The sequence below is a fragment of the Stenotrophomonas nitritireducens genome, assembly GCF_001431425.1.
Taxonomy (GTDB): domain Bacteria; phylum Pseudomonadota; class Gammaproteobacteria; order Xanthomonadales; family Xanthomonadaceae; genus Stenotrophomonas; species Stenotrophomonas nitritireducens.
On record NZ_LDJG01000008.1, the window covers coordinates 1 to 21,117 of the forward strand.

A 21,117-nucleotide genomic window follows, 5' to 3' on the forward strand; every position below is an offset into this window, starting at 1 on the left:
CCGTCGTCCACCAGCATCGCAGAGGTGAGCCGGCCCCAGATCATGTCCGATACGCCCATCTGCACCATCTTGGCGCGGCTGGTGAAGCCCATCTTGATGCCGATGCGGCGCTCGCCGCGGCGCAGCCGGCGTTCGATGCTCAGGCGCTGGATCGCATAGGCCTGTTCCAGGCTGATGGCCTGTTCCAGCTGCGGGGTGGCGGTGGCGTGGCGGGCGGCGTCGTCCAGGCGCCCGGCCAGTGCCTCGATGTCGATGGCGGTCATGCGGTCTGTCCCTCGGTAGTGCGGTTGCGCGCCAGCAGGTCCAGCGCGACGTCGACGATCATGTCTTCCTGTCCGCCGACCATGCGCCGGCGCCCCAGCTCGACCAGGATCGAGCGCACGTCCAGGCCGTGGTCGGCGGCGGCCTTCTCGGCGTGGCGCAGGAAGCTGGAATAGACGCCGGCATAGCCCAGGCTCAGGGTTTCGCGGTCCACCCTTACCGGGCGGTCCTGCAGCGGCCGCACCAGGTCGTCGGCCGCATCCATCAGCGCGTACAGGTCGCAGCCGTGCTCCCAGCCCATGCGCTCGACCGCGGCGATGAACACTTCCAGCGGCGCGTTGCCGGCGCCGGCGCCCATCCCGGCCAGCGAGGCGTCCACGCGGGTCACGCCGTTCTCCACCGCGACGATGGAATTGGCCACGCCCAGCGACAGGTTGTGGTGGGCGTGGATGCCGATCTGGGTCTCCGGGCGCAGCGCGTCGCGCAGCGCGCGCACGCGGTCGCGGGTATCGTCCATGGTCAGCGCGCCGCCGGAGTCGGTCACGTACACGCAGTACGCGCCGTAGCTCTCCATCTTCAGCGCCTGCGCGGCCAGCTCGGCCGGCGAGGTCATGTGGCTCATCATCAGGAAGCCGGCCACGTCGATCTCCAGCCGGCGCGCCTCCTCGATGTGCTGGCGGGCGACGTCGGCCTCGGTGCAGTGGGTGGCCACGCGCACCGAGCGCACCCCGGCGGCCACCGCTTCGCGCAGGTCGTGCACGGTGCCGATGCCGGGCAGCAGCAGGGTGGTCAGCTTCGCCTGCTGCACGCTCTCGCGTACCGCGGCGATCCATTCCAGGTCCGAATGGCGGCCGAAGCCATAGTTGAAGCTGGAGCCGGCCAGGCCGTCGCCGTGCGCGACCTCGATGGCGGCCACGCCGGCGCGGTCCAGCGCGGCGGCGATGGCGCGGGTGTGTTCCAGCCCGTACTGGTGGCGGATGGCGTGCATGCCATCGCGCAGGGTCACGTCCTGGATGTAGAGCCGGTTCATCGCGCGTCCTCCTCGGTGGCGGTTTCCAGGGAAACCTCGACCATGCGTTCGGCCGCGGCCAGCGCCGCGGAGGTCATGATGTCCAGGTTGCCGGCATAGGCCGGCAGATAGTGGCCGGCGCCTTCGACCTCGAGGAACACCGACACCTTCAGCCCCGGCGCGGCGTCGGCGCGGCCGAGGATGGCCGCGCACGCGGCGGCGTCCAGGGCTTCGAACTGCACCTGCTGCTTGAGCCGGTAACCGGGCACGTAGCCGGCCACGGTGGCGACCATGGCCTCGATGGACGCGGCGATCGCGGCCGGGTCGCCGCCTTCGGTCAGGCAGTACACGGTGTCGCGCATGATCAGCGGCGGCTCGGCCGGGTTGAGCACGATGATGGCCTTGCCGCGCTGCGCGCCGCCGACGGTTTCCAGCGCACGCGAGGTGGTCTCGGTGAACTCGTCGATGTTGGCGCGGGTGCCGGGGCCGGCCGACTTGCTGGCGATCGAGGCGACGATCTCGGCGTAGCGCACCGGCGCCACGCGCGCGACCGCGGCCACCACCGGGATGGTGGCCTGGCCGCCGCAGGTGACCATGTTGACGTTGCCCGCGGCCAGGTGCTGGTCCAGGTTGACCGCCGGCACCACGTAGGGGCCGACCGCGGCCGGGGTCAGGTCGATCACGCGCTTGCCGTCGGCGCGCAGCAGGCGGTCGTGGCCGACGTGGGCGCCGGCCGAGGTGGCGTCGAACACGATGTCGATGCCGGCGTATTCCGGCATCGCGCGCAGGCCTTCGATGCCGTCGTGGGTGGTCGCCACGCCGAGCCGGCGCGCGCGCGCCAGGCCGTCCGACTGCGGGTCCACGCCGACCATCGCCGCCATCTGCAGGTGGCGGCCGTGGCGCAGGATCTTGATCATCAGGTCGGTGCCGATGTTGCCCGAACCGATCACCGCGACGTTGTGCTTGCTCATGGGCTTACTCTCCACGGAAGGCGGCCGCGACCCGGCCCAGGCCGGAGATGCGGGCTTCGAAGACATCGCCCGGGCGCGCCACGGCCATCGGCCCCAGCGCCCCGGACAGCACGGTGTCGCCGGCGCGCAGCGGCCGGCCGATGCGCGCGGCGGTGCGCGCCAGCCACACCACCGCGTTGAGCGGATTGCCCAGGCAGGCCGCGCCGCAGCCCAGCGAGACCGGTTCGCCGCGCTGTTCCAGGCTCATGCCGCACAGGCGCAGGTCCAGCGCGTCGATCTTGCGGGGCGTGCCGCCGAGCACGTAGACGCCGGAGGAGGCGTTGTCGGCGATGGTGTCGAGGATGCTGATCTTCCAGTCGCGCACGCGGCTGTCGACCACCTCGATGGCCGGCAGCGCGTAGCCGATGGCCCCCAATACATGCCCCAGCGTCGGCCGTTCGGCGTCCAGGTCGCGATCGAGCACGAAGGCGATCTCGGCCTCGACCTTGGGCTGGATCAGGCGGCCGAGCGGGATCTCCTCGCCGTCGCCATAGGCCATGTCGTCGAACAGCATGCCGTAGTCGGGCTGGTCCACGCCCAGCTGCTGCTGCACCGCCACCGAGGTCAGGCCGATCTTGCGCCCGGACAGACGGCGGCCGTTGGCCAGCGCCTGCTCGGTGAGCAGGTGCTGGACCGCGTAGGCGGCGTCGATGCCGCCGGATCCGAGCAGCGGCGCGACCGGCTCGCAGGCCGTTCCACTGCGTGCGGCCTCGCCCAGTAGGCGCGCGGCCTCGCGCACCGGCGCGGTGCCGGCCAGCGCTTCAAAGCTTGATGCAGACATTGCGCAGCTCCGTGTAGAACTCCAGCCCGTGGACGCCGCCTTCGCGGCCGATGCCCGACTGCTTGGCGCCGCCGAAGGCGGTGCGCAGGTCGCGCAGGAACCAGCAGTTGACCCAGGCCACGCCGACCTCGATGGCGGCGGCCACGCGGTGGGCGCGCGACAGGTCGCCGGTCCAGATCGAAGTGGCCAGCCCGTAGGGGCTGTCGTTGGCCGCGGCGATGGCTTCGTCCTCGCGGTCGAACGGGGCGATGTGGCAGCACGGCCCGAAGATCTCCTCGGTCAGCACCGCCGAATCGGCCGGCAGGCCGGTCCAGATGGTCGGTTCCACCCACCAGCCGCCGGACAGCGGCGCCGGCAGCGACGGCACGCCGCCGCCGGTGACGATGCTGGCGCCCTCGTTGCGCGCGCGGGCGTAGTAGGACAGCACCTTGTCGCGGTGCGCCTTGCTGATCAGCGGGCCGAACGTGGTGTCCCCGGCGTTCGGATCGCCCGGGCGCAGCGCCTCGGCCGCCTGCTTCAGGCGCGCGACGAAGGTGTCGAAGATCGGCCGTTCGACATAGATGCGTTCGGTGCCCAGGCAGACCTGGCCGCTGTTGAGGAAGGCCGAGCGGGTGGTGCCGGCGATGGCCGCGTCCAGGTCGCAGTCGGCGAAGACCACGGCCGCGTTCTTGCCGCCCAGTTCGAAGGAGACCGGGCGCACGCCCACCGCGGCGGCCTTCATGATCGCCGTGCCGGTGCGGGTTTCGCCGGTGAAGGTGATGCCGTTCACGTCGGGGTGTTCGGTCAGGTACTGGCCGGCGCTGTCCGGGCCGAAGCCGTGGACCACGTTGAACACGCCCGGCGGCACGCCGGCATCGTTCATCACCTCGGCCAGCAGGGTGGTCGTGCTGGGGGTTTCCTCCGACGGCTTGACCACCACGGTGTTGCCGAAGGCCAGCGCCGGGGCCACCTTCCAGGTCATCAGCAGCAGCGGCAGGTTCCACGGGCAGATCACCGCGATCACCCCGCGCGGGGTGCGCAGGCCGTAGTTGAGCGCGATGCCGCCGTCGGGCGTGGGCGAGCGGAACGCCTCGGTGGCGCCGTGCGCCAGCTGGTCGGCGAACACGTCGAAGTTGGCCGCTCCACGCGGGATGTCCAGGTGGCTGGCCAGGCTGTACGGTTTGCCGGTATCGCGTACTTCGGCGGCGACGAACTCGTCGAAGCGGGCGCGGATGCCGTCGGCCAGCCGGCGCAGGATCGCCGCGCGCTCGCCGTCGGTGAGCCGGCCCCAGGGGCCGTGCAGGGCATCGCGCGCCGCGCGCACCGCCATGTCCACGATGCCGGCATCGGCCTCGTGGACGTGGCCCACGACCTGGCCGGTGGCGGGATCGACATTGGCGAACGGAGGCCGGCTGGAAGTGACCGGGCGGCCTGCGATGTAGTGCGTGATGACAGAGGAGGCGGGCGCTTGCGCTGCAGTGATGTTCATGCGGTTTCCGTGGTCGAATCCATAAATTACGAAATTTATTCCGTTTCCTCGTGGTGCTTCGGGGGCCGGATATCTGCCGTATTTCAGCCAAACATCAATGTTTATTGGATTGGCTTGGTGCGGCGATCATGCCAGACAAATTTCGAGATGTCTGCAAAATATCGAAATTAAATTTGACAAGCGAGGGGCGACTCTGCTTTGATCGGTCCCACGCCCACGTTCCGGAGATGCACCCTGATGGCCGCCGTTCCTGATTCCGTCCTCGCCCTGGCACCGCGCATGGCCGACTGGCGCCAGCGCATCCATGCCTGGCCCGAGCTGGGCTTCGAGGAAGAGCGCACCTCGGCACTGGTGGCCGAGGTGCTGCGCGGCCTCGGGCTGGACGTGCAAACCGGCCTGGGCGGCACCGGCGTGGTGGCGGTGATCGACTCCGGCAAGCCGGGGATGTCCATCGGCCTGCGCGCCGACATGGACGCCCTGCCCATGGACGAACAAAACGAGCTGCCGTACCGCTCGCAGCGCCCGGGCGTGGCCCACACCTGCGGCCATGACGGCCATACCGCCGCGCTGCTCGGCACCGCCGAGCACCTGGTGGCGAACCCGCCGGCCAGCGGCCGCGTGGTGCTGATCTTCCAGCCGGCCGAGGAAGGCGGGCGCGGCGCCATCAAGATGGTCGAGGACGGCCTGTTCGAGCGCTGGCCGTGCGATGAGGTCTACGCCTTCCACAACATGCCGGCGCTGCCCGGCGGCCAGGCCAGCGTGCGCACCGGCGCCACGCTGCAGTCGCTGGCGGTGTTCGAGATCGCGATCGAGGGCGTCGGCGGCCATGCCGCCGCACCGCACCGCGCCAACGACCCGCTGCAGGTCGCCGCGCGCCTGGCGGTGGAGATCAGCGCCATCGTCGGCCGCCACATCGACCCGATGGAAGCGGCGCTGATCAATGTGGGCAGCCTGCAGGCCGGCACCACCCACAACATCATCCCGTCCTCCGCCTCGCTCAGCGGCACCATCCGCTCGCTGTCGCGCGAGGTGCACGAGGAGCTGCTCAAGCGCCTGCGCGCACTGTGCGAGGGGTATGCGCAGATCTCCGGCTGCAGCATCGACCTGCGCATCCCGCACTCCTGCCCGCCCTGCGTCAACGCGCCGGAACAGGCCGCGCTGGCGGCGCAGGCGCTGGGCGACGTGCTGGGCGCGGACAACGTCAGGACCGACATGCGCGCCTATCCGTTCTCGGACGATTTTTCCTACATGCTGGAACAGTGGCCCGGCGCCTACCTGTTCCTGGGCATGGACAGCGCCATGTGCCACCACCCGACGTTCCGGTTCGACGACCAGCTGCTGCCGGTGGCCGCGGCGGTATTCGAGCGGATCGTGCGCCGCCGCCTGGGCTGAGCCCGGGCGCCGCGCCGGCGCAACGTTCCTTCCCACGGCCCCCCGCATCCATTGAGGTACCGCGTCATGTCGATCGTCGTCGAGCAACTGCGTTACGTCGTCCTTGGAACCCGCGACCTGGACGCGGCCGCGCATTTCGCCGGCACCGAACTGGGGCTGCAGGCGCTGCCGGCCGGCAACGGCGAGCAGGCGTTCCGTTCCGACGAGCGCCAGTACAGCCTGGTCTATTCCAGCGCGTCGCCGCGCCGCCATGCGGTCGGCCTGGAACTGCGCGACGAAGCGGCGCTGCAGGCCGCGCTGCAGGCGCTGCAGGCGCGCGGCATCCCGGCGCAGCGCGATGCGGCGCTGGCCGCACGGCGCAACGTGCGCGTGCTGGCCGCGTTCACCACGCCCGGCGGCCTGTGCCTGGAACTGGTGGTGCGCCCGCAGAACCAGGGCTGGCGTTTCTTCCCCGCGCGCGACAGCGGCGTGGCCGGGCTGGCGGCGCTGGCGCTGCGCAGCACCGACGCGGCCGCCGACGAGGCGCTGCTGGTCGACCTGTTCGGCCTGCAGGTCCGCGACTGGATCGGCGATGCGTCCTACCTGGGCATGGATGCGGCGCACCACCGGCTGGCGTTGTTCCCGGCCGCGGCCGCCGGCGTGCTGGCGGTCGAGTTCGAGGTGCAGGGGCTGGACCAGGTGATGCAGCAGTACCACCGCCTGCGCGGACTGCCGCAGGCCATCGCGCACGGCCCCGGCCGCCGCCCCGCATCCGCGCAGGCGTTCGTCACCTTCGCCGGTCCCGACGCGGTGTACTACAGCTTCGTCGCCGAGGGCGAGCGCATCGCCGCCGCATCGCCGCGGCGCCCGCGCCAGTTCGCGATGCGCGCCGATTCGCACTGCGCCTGGGGCAGCGACTGCGCCATCGCCGAGCTGGCGGCCGACGCGGTATCGCCGCGCCCGGCGCTGCGCGGAGTGCCCAGCGCATGATCCAGCTGCGCGACGTGAGCTACGTGCGCCTGGGAACCCGCGACCTGGAAGGTGCCACGCGCTACGCCACGGCCATCCTCGGCCTGGAAGTGGCCGAGCGCGGCCATGGCGCGGCGTACTTCAAGTCCGACCAGCGCGAGCACACCCTGTGTTATTTCGAGGGCGACCCGGCCGACCAGGTCGTCGCCTTCGAGGTGGACACGCGCGCCGAACTGGACGCGGCGGGCGCCGAGCTCGAGCGGCTGGGGCATCCGGTGCACCGCGGCACCGCCGGCGAGGCGCAGCAGCGCAAGGTGCGCGACTTCATCGCCTTCCGCGACCCCACCGGCAACCGCATCGAGCTGGTGTGGCGGCCGCAGATGTCCTCGCGCCGCTACCACGGCGCGCGCGATGCCGGCATCACCGGCTTCAGCCACATCGGGCTGTGCACCACCGACGCGGTGCGCGACGAGGCGTTCTGGACTTCCGTGTGCAATGCGCGGGTCAGCGACCGCATCGGCGATGCGCCGCTGCTGCGCATCGACGAGGTCCACCACAAGATCGCGCTGTTCCCGACCAACCGCGCCGGCATCCAGCACATCAACCACCAGGTGGCCAGCGCCGACGACGTGCAGCGCTCGCTGCACCATCTGCGCAGCCAGGGCATCCCGGTGGTGTTCGGGCCCGGCCGCCATCCGACTTCGGGCGCGCGCTTCCTGTACTTCGAAGGGCCCGACGGCATGGTCTACGAATATTCCTCGGGCGTGAGCAGCATCGCCGACGAACTGCTGTACCGCGAACGCCAGTTCGAGTTCGCGCCGCCGGGCTTCTGCATGTGGGGCGCCGAGCCGCAGATCCGGGAGTTCCGCAAGTGAGCGCGCAGCTGGAGGCGCTGGCGCGCAGCGTGCGCGTGGCCGCTCGCGCGCTGGGCCGCGCCGGGCTGGTGCATGCCTATGGCCACTGCAGCGCACGCATCGACGCCGCTTCGTTCCTGGTGGCGCCGTCGCGGCCGCTGGGGCTGGTACGGCCGGGCGAGCGCTGCACGGTGGTGCCGCTGGAGGGCGAGCTGCCCGAGGGCGTGCTGCCGGAAGTGCGCATCCACCGCGAGATCTACCGCCGCCGCCCCGACGTCGGTGGCGTGGCGCGGATCCAGCCGCCGAAGCTGATGAGCCTGAGCGTGCTCGGCCGCACGCCGCTGGCCCGGCATGGTTTCGGCGCCTATTTCCACCCGCAGCCGCCGCTGTGGGACGACCCGCTGCTGCTGCGCTCGGACGTGCAGGCGCGGCGCCTGGCCGAACAGCTCGGCGACGCGCGCGCCATCGTCATGCGCGGCAATGGCGCGGTGACCGCCGGGCAGTCGCTGCAGGCGGCGGTGGTGCTGGCCTGGTACCTGGAAGACGCCGCGCGCGTGGAACTGGACTGCCTGTCCGCCGCCGCGCACACCCTGCCGACCTGCCTGAGCGAGGAGCAGTCCGCGGTCCGCGCGACCTGGAACGGCCGCCTGCTCGAGCGCATGTGGGACTACCTCACCGCGGGCGACGCCGAGCTGGACTGAGCCGCCGCCCGCTTCCATTGCCACCCGAAGACGGAAGAAAGACCGATGAAGATCCTGCTGAACGCGTCGCTGTTGGCGGCGCTCGGCCTGGCCGGCCATGCCGCGGCCGCCGACACCTGCGCCTCGGCCGATGATGCCAAGGTGATCCGCCACTACTACGCCCAGACCCGCCCCGGCGCACCGCCGCCCGCAGTGGCGCGCCTGTTCCGGATGGAGGAGACGCGCGTGGTCAGTGCGCTGGAGCCGGCCCAGGCCTACGGCGTGCGTTCCAACCGCCTGCTGTTCGACGAAGTCTGGAAATCGGTCGACGCCTGGGGCGCCGATACCCGCATCGGCATCGTGTTCACCTCCGGCGGCATGCATGTCTGGAACTTCCCCAGCAAGGTGCCGCAGACCCAGTCGACCACCACGCCGATCTGGTACGACATGTACGCCGATGGCGGCGCGGGCGTGCACGGGCACATCACGCCGCAGGAAGTGGACCAGATCTGGGCGTTGCAGATCCCCACCAAGGAAGCGGACAAGTTCACCCGCATCCTCGGCTTTTACGACAAGCAGGGCGCGCTGATCGTCGGCCTGTACGTGTCCGAGGGCGTGAAGGATTTCGATCCCAAGGCGGTGGCGGGCTTCGAGCGCACCCGCGAACTGCTGCGCGCGCAGCCGCGGATCTGCGCGGCCGGCTGAGATCCTGCCTCCGCGCCCGGCGGGCGTGGAGGCACCTGGCCGCGGCGTGCGGCAGCGCCGGTCACGAAGCGTCTTTCTGCCCGGCGTCCAGCGCCGCCACGGTCTTGCGCACCTCGTCGTAGGTGCGCATCAGGTGGTCGTGGGTAAGGCGGCAGGCGCGCAGCGCGTTGCGTTCCAGGGTCGCCTCGAAGATCGCCTGGTGCTCGTCCTGCACGAAGCGCTTGCCGCGCGAGGCGCTCAGCGACACCCGCCGGTAGCGTTCGGCCTGGTGGTAGAGCAGTTCCTGCAGCTTGATCAGCCACGGCGAATCGCAGGCGGACACCAGCGCATAGTGGAACTGGCGGTTGCGGTCTTCCCAGGCGTCGAGCAGCTCCTGCGGAGCGGCTTCGCCGCGGCCCAGCACTTCGCCCTCGACCTCATTGAGGGCGTCGTAGGTCTCGCGCACGCGCGCTTCCCAGGCTTCGTCGCCGCGCTCGATCGACAGCCGCAGCGCCTCGGTCTCGATCAGGTTGCGCACCCGCGAGATGTCGTCCAGTTCCTCCAGCGACAGCGGCGACACCCAGAAACCGCGCTGGTCCTCGGTCTTCACCAGCTGGTCGCCGACCAGCCGCGCCAGCGCCTCGCGCAGCGGCGACATGCCGATCTCGTAATGCTGGACCAGGGCCTCGAGCTTGAGCTTGCCGCCCGGCGGCCACTGGCCGTGGACGATGTCGCGGCGCAGGCGCTGGTAGGCGCGTTTGGCCAGGGTACGGGCGGCGGCCGGGGCGGAGGCGGTGGTCTTCATGCGTACAGTGTGGGGCGGGAATTTCGAAAATCAAATTTCTCTGCTGTGATGCAGCATTCCCCGGATTAATTTCGACAACGGGAATTTCGCTAAATTTCCGTGACGGAAATAAGTGATTGTTTTTAAACATTTCGATTGGGGGTTGTCGTGCGTTGTTGTCAATCAATCGCATGATGGAAGAAAAAATATCGTAATTTTCGTTGACACCTCGACGCGCTCTTGCTGTGATCCGGGTGCACTCCGGCGCCAGCGCCGGCCTTCGGAACGTGGATGGGGCATCGGCCCGGGCCCGGGAACGGCCACTGCCGGCGACATGCCGGGCAGCGTGGGCGTCCATCCGTCAGCCACAGTGAATTGCGGGGGAATGATGAGCAGTCGAGCAGGGCAACAGCGGGTTCTGGCCAGCGGATTTTCGATATTGGCGGTGTGCATCGCCGGCGCATTGCAGGCGCAGGAGGCACCGGTGCAACTGGATACGGTGGTCGTCACCGGCACCAACATCCGCGGCGCGACGCCGGCGGGCAACGCCGTGATGGTGATCGGCGCCGAGCAGATCCAGGCCAGCGGCAAGGCCACGGTGGGCGATTTCCTGCGCGAACTGCCGGCCAACTTCGCCGGCGGCGTGGGCATGAGCGACAACATCCAGGGGTCGGACAGCAGCGTCGCCGGCTCCAACATGACCGGCGGCCAGGGCGTGAACCTGCGCGGCCTGGGCGCCCTGTCCACGCTGGTGCTGGTCAACGGCCGCCGCGTCGCGGCCGCCGGCCAGTACGGGGATTTCGTCGACATCTCGACCATCCCCAGCAATGCGGTCGACCACATCGAGGTCCTGCTCGACGGCGCTTCGGCGGTGTACGGCTCCGACGCGGTCGGCGGCGTGGTCAACATCATCCTCAAGCGCAGCGACGACGGCGCCCGCACCACCGTCCGCCTCGGCAACGCCACCGAGGGCGGCAACAGCCAGGTCCAGATCGGCCAGACCTGGGGCAGGCACTGGGACGGCGGCGGCATGATCGTCGGCTACGAATACGACCGGCAGGACGCGCTGGCCGCCACCGACCTGGGCATCTACCGCTCCGGCAGCGACTTCAGCGACCGCGGCGGCGTCAACTGGCGCCGTGCCGGCGCCCGTGCCGGTGCGGCGGCCAACCAGTTCAACACGCCCACCGCCAACGGCTGGGGCACCCCGGCCCGGCGCATCTCCGGCGGCAGCCTGGTCGCGGTGACCGATGGCGTCGGCAACACCCACGATGCCTGGGACAAGGTGGACATCCTGCCGGAGATGCAGCGCCACAGCGCCTTCGTCGGCTTCGAGCATGAGGTCGGCGCCGTCGGCCTGTACGGCGACCTGCGCTATACCCGCCGTCGCGGCACCTACAACCAGGGCTACCAGGCGCTGTACGGCACCCTTGGCCCGAACAATCCGTACCTGATCCCGGGCGTGGCCAACAACTATGGCGTGCTGATCGACGACCGCCCGCTGCAGCGCGAGGTCGGGGTGGACAGCATCGCCGCGACCATCGGCGCCGGCTTCGACCTCGGCGGCAGCTGGCGCGGCGAAGCCACGCTCAGCTACAGCCGCGACGAGCAGTTCCGCAACTCCGACGTGCAGCGCAACGCCAACATCTACGACTACCTGCCCACGCCTGCCGGCGGCAGGGTGCAGGCGCCGACTGCGATCCAGTGCAGCCAGGGCCTGCCGGCCAACGCCACCCCGGCACAGCTGGCCTACTGCGCCGGGCTCAACTACGCCGCGTTCAACCCGTGGACCACCGAGCCGCTGTCCGCGCAGGTGCTGTCGCAGCTGATCGGCTACGAGAACCTCGACTTCGCCTCGTGGCTGGCGCAGGCCAGTTTCAAGGTCGATGGCGACCTGTTCGCGATGCCCGGCGGCATCGCCAAGCTGGCCGCGGGCATCGATTACCGCCGCGAGAACATCGGTGGCGAACTGGACTTCAACTGGCGCTCGACCTCGGGCAAGCACGAAGTCTTCGGCACCACCGAGCGCGACGTGGGCGCGGTGTTCGCGGAACTGGCCTTCCCGCTGATCGGCAAGGACAACGCCTCGCGCTTCGCGCAGAAGCTGGACCTGTCCCTGGCCGCCCGCTACGAGCGCAGCAGCGGCATGGGCGACTTCTCCACCTTCAATCCGAAGGTCGGCCTGGACTTCAAGCCCACCGACGCACTGACCCTGCGCGCCAGCTGGGGCACCTCGTTCCATGCCCCGCCGATGCGCTACGCCTACGACGGCGTGCAGCCGATCACCGGCGGCAATGGCGCGTTCCTGCGTGCGGACCTGTACCGCGCGCCCTGCGATACCACCGTGGTCCCGCTCAACGGCGTGTCCAACACCGCCGCCGGCTGCACCTTCAACGCGATCGTCGTCTCCGGCGGCGCCGGCCCGACGCTGAAGCCGGAAGAGGCCAGGACCTGGACCCTGGGCTTCGACTGGAAGCCGGAGTGGGCGCCGGGCCTGCGTGCCGGCGCGAGCTACTTCAACCTGAAGGTCGACGACCGCATCGTGCGCATCCAGGCCGGGCAGCTGGGCGGCATCCTCAACGACCTGTTCACCAAGGGCGCCACCCCGTACATCGGCAGCCTTGAGATCAATCCGGGCGCGGACCGCGTGCGCCAGATCATGGAGAACGACCCGCGCTACCTCGGCCAGCTCGGTGCCGGCCCGGTGATGGGGCCGGCGGACGTGGCGATGATCGTCAACGCCACCCAGCTCAACCTGGCCTCGCTGAGGATGGACGGCTTCGACTTCAATCTGGACTACGGCTTCGACACCCGCTACGGCGGTTCGCTGGAGTTCTTCAACCGCGGCACCCTGCTCAAGTCCTACGAGATCGAGGCCACGCCGGGCGCCGGCTACGTCGACCGCCTCGCCAGGTACAGCGCCGCCGACGGCTCCAGTCCGGTCAAGCTGCGCTCGATGCACGGGGTGAAGTGGTACTACGGCAACCTCAACGCATCGCTGACGATGAACTACGTGGACGACTACCAGTGCGTGGCCGGCTGCTTCCTGCCCAATGCGCAGGGCATGCCGGTGGCGGCGACCGCGCCGGTGAAGATCAAGGCCTGGAAGACCTTCGACTTCCACCTGGGCTACGACCTGTCCGACATCGGCGGCCTGTTCCGCGACTCGCGGGTGAACTTCACCGCCATCAACCTCACCAACAGTGCGCCGCCGTTCTTCGACACCGGTACCACCGCTGCCGTCGATACCCTGCCGGACCCCTATGATCCAGCCAACGCGACGGTGATGGGCCGCAGCCTGGTGCTGTCGTTCGACAAGCGCTGGTGAGCAACGCAGGCCTGTCCGGCATCATGCCGGGCAGGCCGGGAGAGAATCGATGATGAAAGCAGTATCCGTGGTGCTGGCACTGGGCCTGGCCCTGGCGCCAGCGATGGCGGCGGCCGCACCGGACCAGCCCGCCGCAGCGGCCGCCACGCCGTTGCAGGTCAAGGGCGCGCAGCAGTTCGACCTGGCCGCCGCCGATGGCCGCAACTACCGCATTTTCGTGTCGGTGCCGGACAAGCCGGCGCCGCGCGGCGGCTACGGCGTGTTCTACGTGCTGGACGGCAACGCCATGTTCCTCACCGCGCTGGAGACGGTGCGCGCCATGGAGCGCCGCCCCGACGTGCCGCGCGACCTGGCCACGGTGGTGGTCGGCATCGGCTACCCCGACGGCGTGGACATCGGTAGCGCGCGCACCCTGGACCTGACGCCGCCGGGCAGCGGCAACCCGCGCATCAGCGCGGCTTCGGGCGGCGCCGATGCCTTCCTCGACTTCATCGAGGGCCGGCTCAAGCCGCGCATCGCCGCACTGGCGCCGGTCGACCCGGCCCGGCAGGCGCTGTTCGGGCATTCCTTCGGCGGCCTGTTCGTGCTGCATTCGATGCTGCGCAAGCCCGATGCCTTCGCCGTGCGCGCAGCGGCCAGTCCGTCGATCTGGTTCGACCGCGCCGACATCGCCCGGCGACTGGCCGATACCCTGGCCACGCGCCCCTCCGGATCGCCGCCGCTCAAGCTGCTGCTCACCGCGGGCGAGTACGAGCAGGCGCTGTCGCCGCTGGCGCACTCGCGGCCGAATGTCGCCAAGCTGGCGCTGCTGCAGAAGGAACGGGCGCAGGTGGACAGCAGCCGCGCCCTGGCAGCGGCACTGGTGGAGCGCACGCCCGTGGATGCGCGCTTCGACGAGATCGCCGGCGAGGACCACGGCACGGTCATCCCTGCGGCGATCAGCCGCGCGGTGTCGTTCATGCTGATGCCGCAGATGGAAGTGCCGCCGGTGCCCACGGCCGCCGCGTACTGGCAGATGACGCCCGAACAGCGCTACGACCTGCGCATGTGGGTACGGCAGCTGCCCGACCGCCAGCGCATCCCCTGGCTGACCCGCCTGCGCGACACCCTGCACGACGGCCTGAGCAAGGAGCAGGGCCAGGTCCTGCATGAAGAGCGCAACCGGATGGACGCCGAGCAGGGCAGCCGGCCGCATGACGTAAACGCGCCGGCGCGCTGAGCCGCGTGATCGCGGCGACGCCCGCGCCCGCGCCCGCTCCGGGCGCGGGCGTCGTTTTTCCAGGCACCCGCCCGGCAGCAGGGTCCATCGAGGCGTCTAAGCGGTACCTGTCGGCGGTCGCGAACAGGGATGGCGATGGATCTGCAGGCAAGTGCAGGCGAAGCATCAGCTTCGACCGCACGCATCAACTATGTGCTGATCGATTACGAGAACGTGCAGCCCGAATCGCTGGCGCGGCTGGAACGCCCGGAGTTCCGGGTGATCGTGTTCGTCGGCGCCAATCAGGGGAAGATTCCGTTCGAGATCGCTGCGGCGCTGCAGCGGATGGGGCGGCATGCCGAGTACGTGAAGATCGCCGGCAACGGCCCGAACGCGGCCGACTTCCATATCGCCTGGTACATGGGGCGCCTGGCAGAGGCCGATCCGCGGGGGTTCTTCCATGTCATCTCCGGCGACACCGGCTTCGATCCGCTGATCCGGCACCTCAAGGAGAACCGGATACTTGCATGCCGCTCCACCGCCATTACGCGGATGCCGTGCTTCGCGCCGGCCGCGCCACCGCCGGAGCAGGAAGCGCGGCTGCAGCTTGTCCTGCAGCGGCTTGCGGCCATGACCCGGCCGACGCGGGTGAAGACCCTGGAAAGCGCGATGGATTCCATGTTCGGCAAGAAGCTGCCGCGTGCCGAGGTCCAGCGGCTCATCGCCGGGCTGCGCGAGCGGGGCTATGTGAAGGTATCGGGTACCGCCGTTTCCTATGCACTGCCCGGGGCATGAGCACCGCCGGATGGTCGTGGCCGCCGTTCCAGCCACCACAGCAGCGCCGCCGCCAGCACGAAGCCCAGCAGCCACGGCCAGCGCGGGCCGGGTACCGGCAGCGCGGATGCTGCGGTAATTCCGTTGCTGCCGCGCAAGGCTGAAGTGGCCTCGCGCGTGGCCTGTGCATGCAGGGCGCGCGCGTCGGCCGGGTCGATCACCCGCACGCCGGCGCTGAAGTCGCCGGCGACGGCACGGTGCCAGCCGGCCTGCCGCGGCCACCAGCCGCTGCAGTTGCCCGCGTGCGGATCGGCCACCAGGGTGGTGGTGCCGCGATCGGGCGCTTCGATCCGCGTACCGGCAGGCAGGCCGCACAGCGCGGTGCGTTCGCCGGCCCAGGCCCAGGCAGGCAGCGTGGCGAGCGGCGATGCCGGCAGCGGCCGCGCCAGCGTCGCCAGTACGCGGTTCCACAGTTCGGCGTGGGCGTCGGCATGGCCGGCGAGCACCAGGGTGTAGCTGTCGGCGACCGGCAGTACGCCGATGCGCCCACGGCCCACGGCCCGCCAGCCGCCGATCGCGGCGCCGTCGGCGGCGCGCAGCAGCGGCACCACGCCGGTGTCGGCGAACGCCAGATCGAAGCGCTCGACGTCCAGCGTCGCCGCCGCGCCGCCATCGCCGGTATCGATATCGCGCAGCTGCACCGTGGCGGTCTGCCCGCCGCCGCGCGCGTCCAGCTCCCATTCGCGCAGGGCGCGGCGGGCATCGCCGTCTAGCGTCCCGCCCATGCGCACCAGCACGCCGAGACCGTCGCGCATGGCCGCGGCGATGGCCGTGCGCTGCGCCGACGACAGCGCGGCCAGGCGGCGTTCGTCGAGCAGCAGCAGGTCGAGCCTGGCGAGGCTGGCCGCGTCGATGGCCTGCGGCGCGTCGCCCAGCTGCACGCCGCCGCCGACGCTGATGCCGGTCTGCAGGGTCGCGCCGGTATCGGCGGCCCAGCGCTGCAGGTACTTCAGTTCCGGCCCGGGTGCGCCAGCGAGCAGGCGCAGCGCGGGCGCCGCTACCGCCTGCACGCGCACCGGCACCGGCAGCTGGTCGAGCACCTTGCCCTCGGCGTCGAGCGCGCGCAGGGTGAATTCGACATCGCCGGCATCGCGCGCGCTGGCGGCGAGACGCACGCGGCCATCCTCGCCGGGCGTGGCGATAGCGACGCGATGCCCGGCTGGGTCCAGCAGTTCCACCCGCGCCTGCGGCAGGCCCTGCACGTGCGTGCCGACCTCGAAACGCGCGCCTGCGGCGAGCGGCGGCGGCGCCTGCAGTTCCACCAGCCCGTGCGGTGCGGCGGCGGGCAGGAAGCGCAGCGGCGGCAGCGCGACGTCGCGGTCGCGCGCCGGCAGGCCCTGGCCGACGACGACGAGTGCGCGCGTGCCCGGATGCTGGCGCAGCGCGGTGGCCAGATCCGGTACCCGGTCCACGTCCGTCAGTGCCGGTGCTTCCGGCAGGCGCAGCCGCACGGCGGCCGGGATGGCCGCCATGTCCGCTGCGGTCGTGCCGGCGGTGGCGATCAGCAGCGTATCGGCGGGCACGGCATGCCGCGGCGGGAACAGGGCCAGCCGGAGCAGCAGCGCCGCCGCCAGCTGCAGCGCCAGCAGCAGGCCCAGGCGCGCAAGCGGCGGGCGCGGCGCCAGGCACAGGCGCAGGCTGCCGAGCAGCACGGCCAGGGCAATGAGGGCGAGGGGCAGCCAGCTCATCGCGCGGTCTCCTGCGGTGCGGTCAAGGCGTCGAGGTAGCGGCGGCCCATGGTGTCGGCGGCGTCGCGCCGCGCCGGCGGTCCCGGCGCGCGCGGCAGCGCCGGCCACAATTGGTCGCGCAGGCGCTGCCGGCAGGCGCGGCAATCGGGTTGCTGGCGCAGTTCATCGATGGCGGCGGCGATGTCGAGCGGATCGGGCACGGCCTGCGGATGCGCATCGAGCCAGCGCGACAGCGTGTCCAGATCGACCGCCGCATCCGCCGTGGCCAGCGCCCGCCAGGCGTTCACCGGTATGGCGTCGCCACTTTCGCGCGGTGCCGGTTGCAGGCTGCGATTGCCAAGCCCGTCGCGCTTGCCGCCCATGCGCCGCGCCATGTCGATCGGCGGCAGCTCGGGGCCGACCCGCGCCAGGTAGACGCGCTCGGCCTGCTGCACCTGCTTGATGAACCCCAGCGCCTTGTAGGCGTAGGGCAGCGCCTTGTCGGGGTGGCCCTGGCGCAGGTGGCCTTCGGATTGCCACATCTGGTCGAGCGCGGCCTTGAGGATGGCGCGGGTCTGCGGATCGAGCAGGGTCGCGGCCTCGGCATGGTCGTGGGTGTGGCCGTACTCGGACAGCACGTCGGTGGCGCTGCCGAAGGCCGCCGTGGCGTCGCCGCCGCCCGCGTGATCCTGGTCGTGGTCGTGGCCATCGTCGTGCGCATGGTCGCTGGCCGCCGCGTCGGCGGTGGGCGGGCCGTCTCCGGTCGGCGGCGGTTTTGCACCGCCTTCGGCTTCCTCGCCCAGGAACTGGCCATAGCGCAGGCGCAGGATGCGCTGGTCCACGCCGATGGCGTCCGCGCGCTTGATGAAGGTGTCGGCGTCGAGCGCGCTGCGCTGCTTCAGCAATGCCTCGGCGTCGATGATGATTTGGCGCTGGCTGCGGAAATAGGCCGGCATCACCTTCTTGATCGCCCCTTCCAGGTCGCTGGTCTGCACCTCCTGCTCGCTGGGCAGGCGCAGGATCAGGCTGGGGCTGCGCGCCTCCTGCGGTTGCGGCGCGCGGTTGTCGCGTACGCTCAGGCGCGCGACCACTTCGTCGCCCGGCCCGACGCCCAGCGCGGCCAGATCGACGTCATGGGCGAAGCGGCGTGAAGTGGCCGGGCCGCTGCCGGCCAGTTCCACGCGGCGCTGCTGGAAATCGATGTTCTCGCCGCTGCCCTTGGCGGTGGTGAGCTCCAGCACCGCGCCGGCGGCGACGCCGAAGTCGTCGCTGGCCTCGAAGCGCAGCGTCCAGCGGCGCTGGTGCGGCGCGGCCTGGGTGAGCGTCTGCACCGGTTCGATCACCTTCACCTGCGGCGGACGGTCCGGCACCACTTCCAGCCGCCATGCGCGTCCGGCGTCGGCCAGCGCGGGCTCGGTGACGATGCGGTACAGGCCGGAGCGCTGCAGGGGTTCCTCGGCCTGCCAGCGGTCGCCGACAGGCTGCAACGGCAGGCGGCGGCCATCGTGGAATTGCAGCCATGCCTGCCGCGGCTGCGGCGCGAACCGCAGCTGCCAGCGCAGATGGCTGCCCTGCAGGGCGCGCGCGTCGAGCTTCTCGCCGGCGCTCGGCGGTTGGCCGGTGTAGGCCGGCGGCGTCACTTCGAGACGGGTGCCGCGCAAGGCGGGCGGCGGCGTCACCGCGGAATGTACGGCGCCTCCATCGCGGACATCCGTGGCAGCCATTCCCGCATCGCGCGGCCACAGCACGGCGGCGGTGGAGATCAGCAACGCAATGCCGAAGCAGGCGAGCAGGCGCGGCCACGGCCAGCGCGGACGCAGGTCGGGCGGTGTCGCGTGCAGGCGCTGGTCGATGCGCGCGCGTTGGCGCTGCTGCAGCGGGTTCAGCGATTCCGGCGCGGCGAACAGCAGGTCGGCGCTGTCCTCGAAACGCGGCTGCGCGTCTAGGCGCGCGACCAGCCAGCGCGCATCCAGCCGCCGCGCGCGCCAGGTGGCGAAGGCGGCGACGGCGAGCAGGGCGAGCGTGAGTGCCACGCTGCCCGCATCGAAGCCGGCAGCGCGCAGGGCAAGCAGGCCGGTCGCCAGCGCGAGCGGCACGCCGCCGGCCAGTACGATCAGCAGTACCCGGCGACGCGCGACGCGCAGCAATGCCTGCGGGTTCATGCCTGCCCCCGGCGCCGGCGCGCGCTGGCCAGCCAGCGCTCCAGCAGGAACAGCAGGGCGATGGCGGCGGCCAGCCACGGCACGGGTTCGTACGCCGGCTGCGGCCATGCGGCGGCGCCGGCGTCCGGCCGCATCGCCGTGGCCAGCGCGCGGGTGGGAGCCGGTGGCGCCTGCAGCAGTCCGCGCAGGCGCTGCGGAAAGCCGGCATCCAGCAGGACAGGCATCGTCGCCGGCTGCAGCGGCGCGGCCCAGCGCAGCCAATGCGCGTGCGGGCCATCCACCTGTTCGATCACCGGTGCGCCACCGTCGTCGCGCCACAGCGGCAGGCGCTGCGCGGTATCGGGCAAGGGCGCGCGGGCATCGACCAGCAGCCGGCCGCCTTCGCGCGCCCACGCCTGCAAGGCATCGGGAACCGGTTTGGCCGAGAGCCAGACGCGCACGTCGCCGTCATCGGCGAAGGCATCGTTGTCGTCGGCAATGTCCACCGGCGTGTTCCACGCCTGACCGACCGCGCGCAACCATGGCAGCGCGGCGGCGCCGGTTTCGTCATGACGAATGTGCAGGCGTGGCGCGGCTGGCAGGGTGGCAGTGGCTGCCGGCGATGCGGTTTCGATCACCTGCCAGCGCACCACGCGCGACAGCTGCGGCCGCTGCGCATCCAGCCCATCCAGCGCCGTTGGCACGACCACGGTGAGCGGTGCCTTGGGCGGCAGCGCTGCATCCAATTCGCGCAGCAGGCTGGCGAGCGGTTGCGGGGGCAAGGGAGCGGCTGGCGCATCCAACGCCGGAAAGCCCGGTGCCAGCCACAGCCATCGCGACTTGTCCGCATCGACAATCGCGCGTACAGCGGCAAGGTCCACGCCGGGGGCGACGGCGATGCGCGGCGTGTCGTCCTCGACGCCTTCCAGCGCCGGCCGTGCCAGCAGCACCGCCAGCAGTGCGAGCAGCAGCAGCCGCACCAGCAGCAGCGGCCATTCGTCGAAGCGGATGCGCCGGCGCGGCCGTGGCCTGGCCGCCAGCCAGCGCAGCGCCGCGAAGTCGATCAGCCGCTGCTCGTCGCGCCGCGCCAGATGGATCAGCAACGGCAGCAGCAACGCCGCCAGCGCGGCCAGGCCTGCCGGGAAAAGCCACACCAGGCTCATGCGCCGCGGCCTCCATGGCGCGCGGACAGCCGTTGCAGCGGCGCGTCGATGGCTTCGTCGAGGAACCCGGTCTCGTGGCGGATGCCGGCGGCCTGCAGGCGCGCATCCAGCGTGCGTCGCGCCTCGGCGAAACGGGCCAGGTACCCGGCGCGTACCGTCGCGCCGTCGCTGAGCAGTTCCTCGCCGGTTTCCGGGTCGCGGAAGCGGTGGCCGTCGCGGAACGGGAAGTCGCGCTCCTCGGCGGTCAGCAGCTGCAGGTGCACGACATCGCGGCCGGCCTTGGCCAGGCGCTCGGCCAGGGCGATGGCGGCTTCGTCGAAGCCATCGCCGATCATCACCACCAGGTCGTTGCCGGCGATGCGTTCCCACACCGGCGCCAGCCGCTCCTGTGCCGGCCACTGGCCCTGCGCGCGCAGGGCGTGCAGCTGCAGGTGCAGGCGGTCGCGCTGGCGCAGGCCATGGCCGGCGGGCACCAGTTGCACGCCGTCGCCGCCGATGGCAGCCAGGCCGAAGGCATCGCCCTGCTGCAGCGCCAGTTCGGCCACGCAGGCGGCCAGGGCGCTGGCCGCCTGCAGGCGGGTCCAGTCGCGCCGCGCCTGGTCGGCCTGGGCCATCGAGGCGGTGGTGTCGAGCAGCAGCCACACCGTGAGCGGGCTTTCGCGCTCGGACTCACGCACGAAGAAGCGGTCCGAACGCGCGTAGAGCTTCCAGTCGATCTGGCGCAGTTCGTCGCCGGGCTCATAGGCGCGGTACTGCGCGAACTCCAGCCCGGCACCGCGGCTGCGGCTGGCGTGCATGCCGATGCCGCGGCTGCCGCTGGCCCGTTGCGGCAACAGCCGCAGGCCGCGCAGGCGGCTGCGCACGTCGGCGGGAATCAGCGGTGGCGCGGTGGCGGCCAAGGCGAATGCAGAGGAC

General features: G+C 71.3%; 18 protein-coding genes. 8 read left to right on the plus strand and 10 right to left on the minus strand.

All coding sequences use genetic code 11. The features are described from left to right. The 5 genes from ABB22_RS06475 to ABB22_RS06495 form a co-directional block, all read right to left on the minus strand. Positions 1-263: hypothetical protein (locus tag ABB22_RS06475; RefSeq protein ID WP_425477788.1), on the minus strand; the 263-nt coding region annotated here is incomplete at its 3' end. Further along, complete coding sequence (gene dmpG, locus ABB22_RS06480) at positions 260-1,291, minus strand: 4-hydroxy-2-oxovalerate aldolase (RefSeq protein ID WP_055772687.1); 1,032 nt, start codon at positions 1,289-1,291, stop codon at positions 260-262. The genes dmpG and ABB22_RS06475, both read right to left, overlap by 4 nt. Beyond that, complete coding sequence (locus tag ABB22_RS06485) at positions 1,288-2,241, minus strand: acetaldehyde dehydrogenase (acetylating) (protein WP_055772690.1); 954 nt, start codon at positions 2,239-2,241, stop codon at positions 1,288-1,290. Before ABB22_RS06485 ends, dmpG begins: the two co-directional genes overlap by 4 nt. Before the next feature lie 4 nt (positions 2,242-2,245). Then, positions 2,246-3,061, minus strand: coding sequence for a 2-keto-4-pentenoate hydratase (locus tag ABB22_RS06490; protein ID WP_055772693.1), 816 nt, complete (start codon positions 3,059-3,061; stop codon positions 2,246-2,248). Continuing rightward, positions 3,042-4,529 carry a 2-hydroxymuconic semialdehyde dehydrogenase gene (locus tag ABB22_RS06495; RefSeq protein WP_055772696.1) on the minus strand — a complete coding sequence of 496 codons (1,488 nt, stop codon included), beginning with the start codon at positions 4,527-4,529 and terminating at the stop codon, positions 3,042-3,044. The genes ABB22_RS06490 and ABB22_RS06495 overlap by 20 nt, the downstream gene beginning before the upstream one ends. Positions 4,530-4,766: 237 nt before the next feature. Between ABB22_RS06495 and ABB22_RS06500 the strand changes: the two genes are divergently transcribed. From ABB22_RS06500 to ABB22_RS06520, 5 genes are all read left to right on the plus strand, one after another. After that, a complete protein-coding gene (locus ABB22_RS06500) occupies positions 4,767-5,921 on the plus strand; it encodes an amidohydrolase (RefSeq protein WP_055772699.1) in 1,155 nt (384 codons plus the stop codon). 66 nt (positions 5,922-5,987) lie between these two features. After that, positions 5,988-6,890: a VOC family protein gene (locus tag ABB22_RS06505; RefSeq protein WP_055772702.1), complete on the plus strand. Its 903-nt coding sequence runs from the start codon at positions 5,988-5,990 to the stop codon at positions 6,888-6,890. Further along, the gene (locus ABB22_RS06510; protein ID WP_055772705.1) at positions 6,887-7,744 is read left to right on the plus strand and encodes a VOC family protein; all 858 of its coding nucleotides are present in this window, start codon (positions 6,887-6,889) and stop codon (positions 7,742-7,744) included. Before ABB22_RS06505 ends, ABB22_RS06510 begins: the two co-directional genes overlap by 4 nt. Then, positions 7,741-8,424, plus strand: coding sequence for a class II aldolase/adducin family protein (locus tag ABB22_RS06515; RefSeq protein WP_055772709.1), 684 nt, complete (start codon positions 7,741-7,743; stop codon positions 8,422-8,424). The genes ABB22_RS06510 and ABB22_RS06515 overlap by 4 nt, the downstream gene beginning before the upstream one ends. Positions 8,425-8,469: 45 nt before the next feature. Beyond that, positions 8,470-9,108 (plus strand): ChuX/HutX family heme-like substrate-binding protein, encoded by a 639-nt coding sequence (locus ABB22_RS06520; protein WP_055772712.1) that lies wholly within the window; start codon positions 8,470-8,472, stop codon positions 9,106-9,108. A gap of 61 nt (positions 9,109-9,169) precedes the next feature. Here ABB22_RS06520 and ABB22_RS06525 read toward each other — a convergent pair whose 3' ends face one another. Beyond that, positions 9,170-9,892: a GntR family transcriptional regulator gene (locus ABB22_RS06525; RefSeq protein ID WP_055772715.1), complete on the minus strand. Its 723-nt coding sequence runs from the start codon at positions 9,890-9,892 to the stop codon at positions 9,170-9,172. A gap of 424 nt (positions 9,893-10,316) precedes the next feature. On the opposite strand from ABB22_RS06525, the gene ABB22_RS06530 reads away from it, so the two are divergent. The 3 genes from ABB22_RS06530 to ABB22_RS06540 all read left to right on the plus strand — a co-directional run bounded on the left by ABB22_RS06530 (position 10,317) and on the right by ABB22_RS06540 (position 15,192). Continuing rightward, a complete protein-coding gene (locus tag ABB22_RS06530) occupies positions 10,317-13,199 on the plus strand; it encodes a TonB-dependent receptor domain-containing protein (RefSeq protein WP_235504361.1) in 2,883 nt (960 codons plus the stop codon). 49 nt (positions 13,200-13,248) lie between these two features. Next, the gene (locus tag ABB22_RS06535; protein WP_055772721.1) at positions 13,249-14,418 is read left to right on the plus strand and encodes an alpha/beta hydrolase; all 1,170 of its coding nucleotides are present in this window, start codon (positions 13,249-13,251) and stop codon (positions 14,416-14,418) included. A 135-nt stretch (positions 14,419-14,553) separates the two neighbouring features. Next, a complete protein-coding gene (locus ABB22_RS06540) occupies positions 14,554-15,192 on the plus strand; it encodes a PIN domain-containing protein (protein ID WP_055772725.1) in 639 nt (212 codons plus the stop codon). Here the strand turns inward: ABB22_RS06540 and ABB22_RS18400 are convergent. The 4 genes from ABB22_RS18400 to ABB22_RS06560 are packed head-to-tail and all read right to left on the minus strand — an operon-like array spanning position 15,171 to position 21,101. Beyond that, entirely contained in the window at positions 15,171-16,919 is a 1,749-nt protein-coding gene (locus ABB22_RS18400) for a hypothetical protein (RefSeq protein ID WP_055772728.1), read from the minus strand. The genes ABB22_RS06540 and ABB22_RS18400 overlap by 22 nt on opposite strands. Then, a complete protein-coding gene (locus ABB22_RS06550) occupies positions 16,916-19,060 on the minus strand; it encodes a hypothetical protein (protein WP_055772729.1) in 2,145 nt (714 codons plus the stop codon). The genes ABB22_RS18400 and ABB22_RS06550 overlap by 4 nt, the downstream gene beginning before the upstream one ends. Then, positions 19,057-20,202, minus strand: a complete 1,146-nt coding sequence (locus ABB22_RS06555; protein WP_055772734.1) for a BatA domain-containing protein — start codon at positions 20,200-20,202, stop codon at positions 19,057-19,059. Before ABB22_RS06555 ends, ABB22_RS06550 begins: the two co-directional genes overlap by 4 nt. Then, on the minus strand, positions 20,199-21,101 hold the full coding sequence (locus ABB22_RS06560; protein WP_055772737.1) for a DUF58 domain-containing protein: 903 nt from the start codon (positions 21,099-21,101) through the stop codon (positions 20,199-20,201). Before ABB22_RS06560 ends, ABB22_RS06555 begins: the two co-directional genes overlap by 4 nt. Positions 21,102-21,117 lie beyond the last annotated feature (16 nt).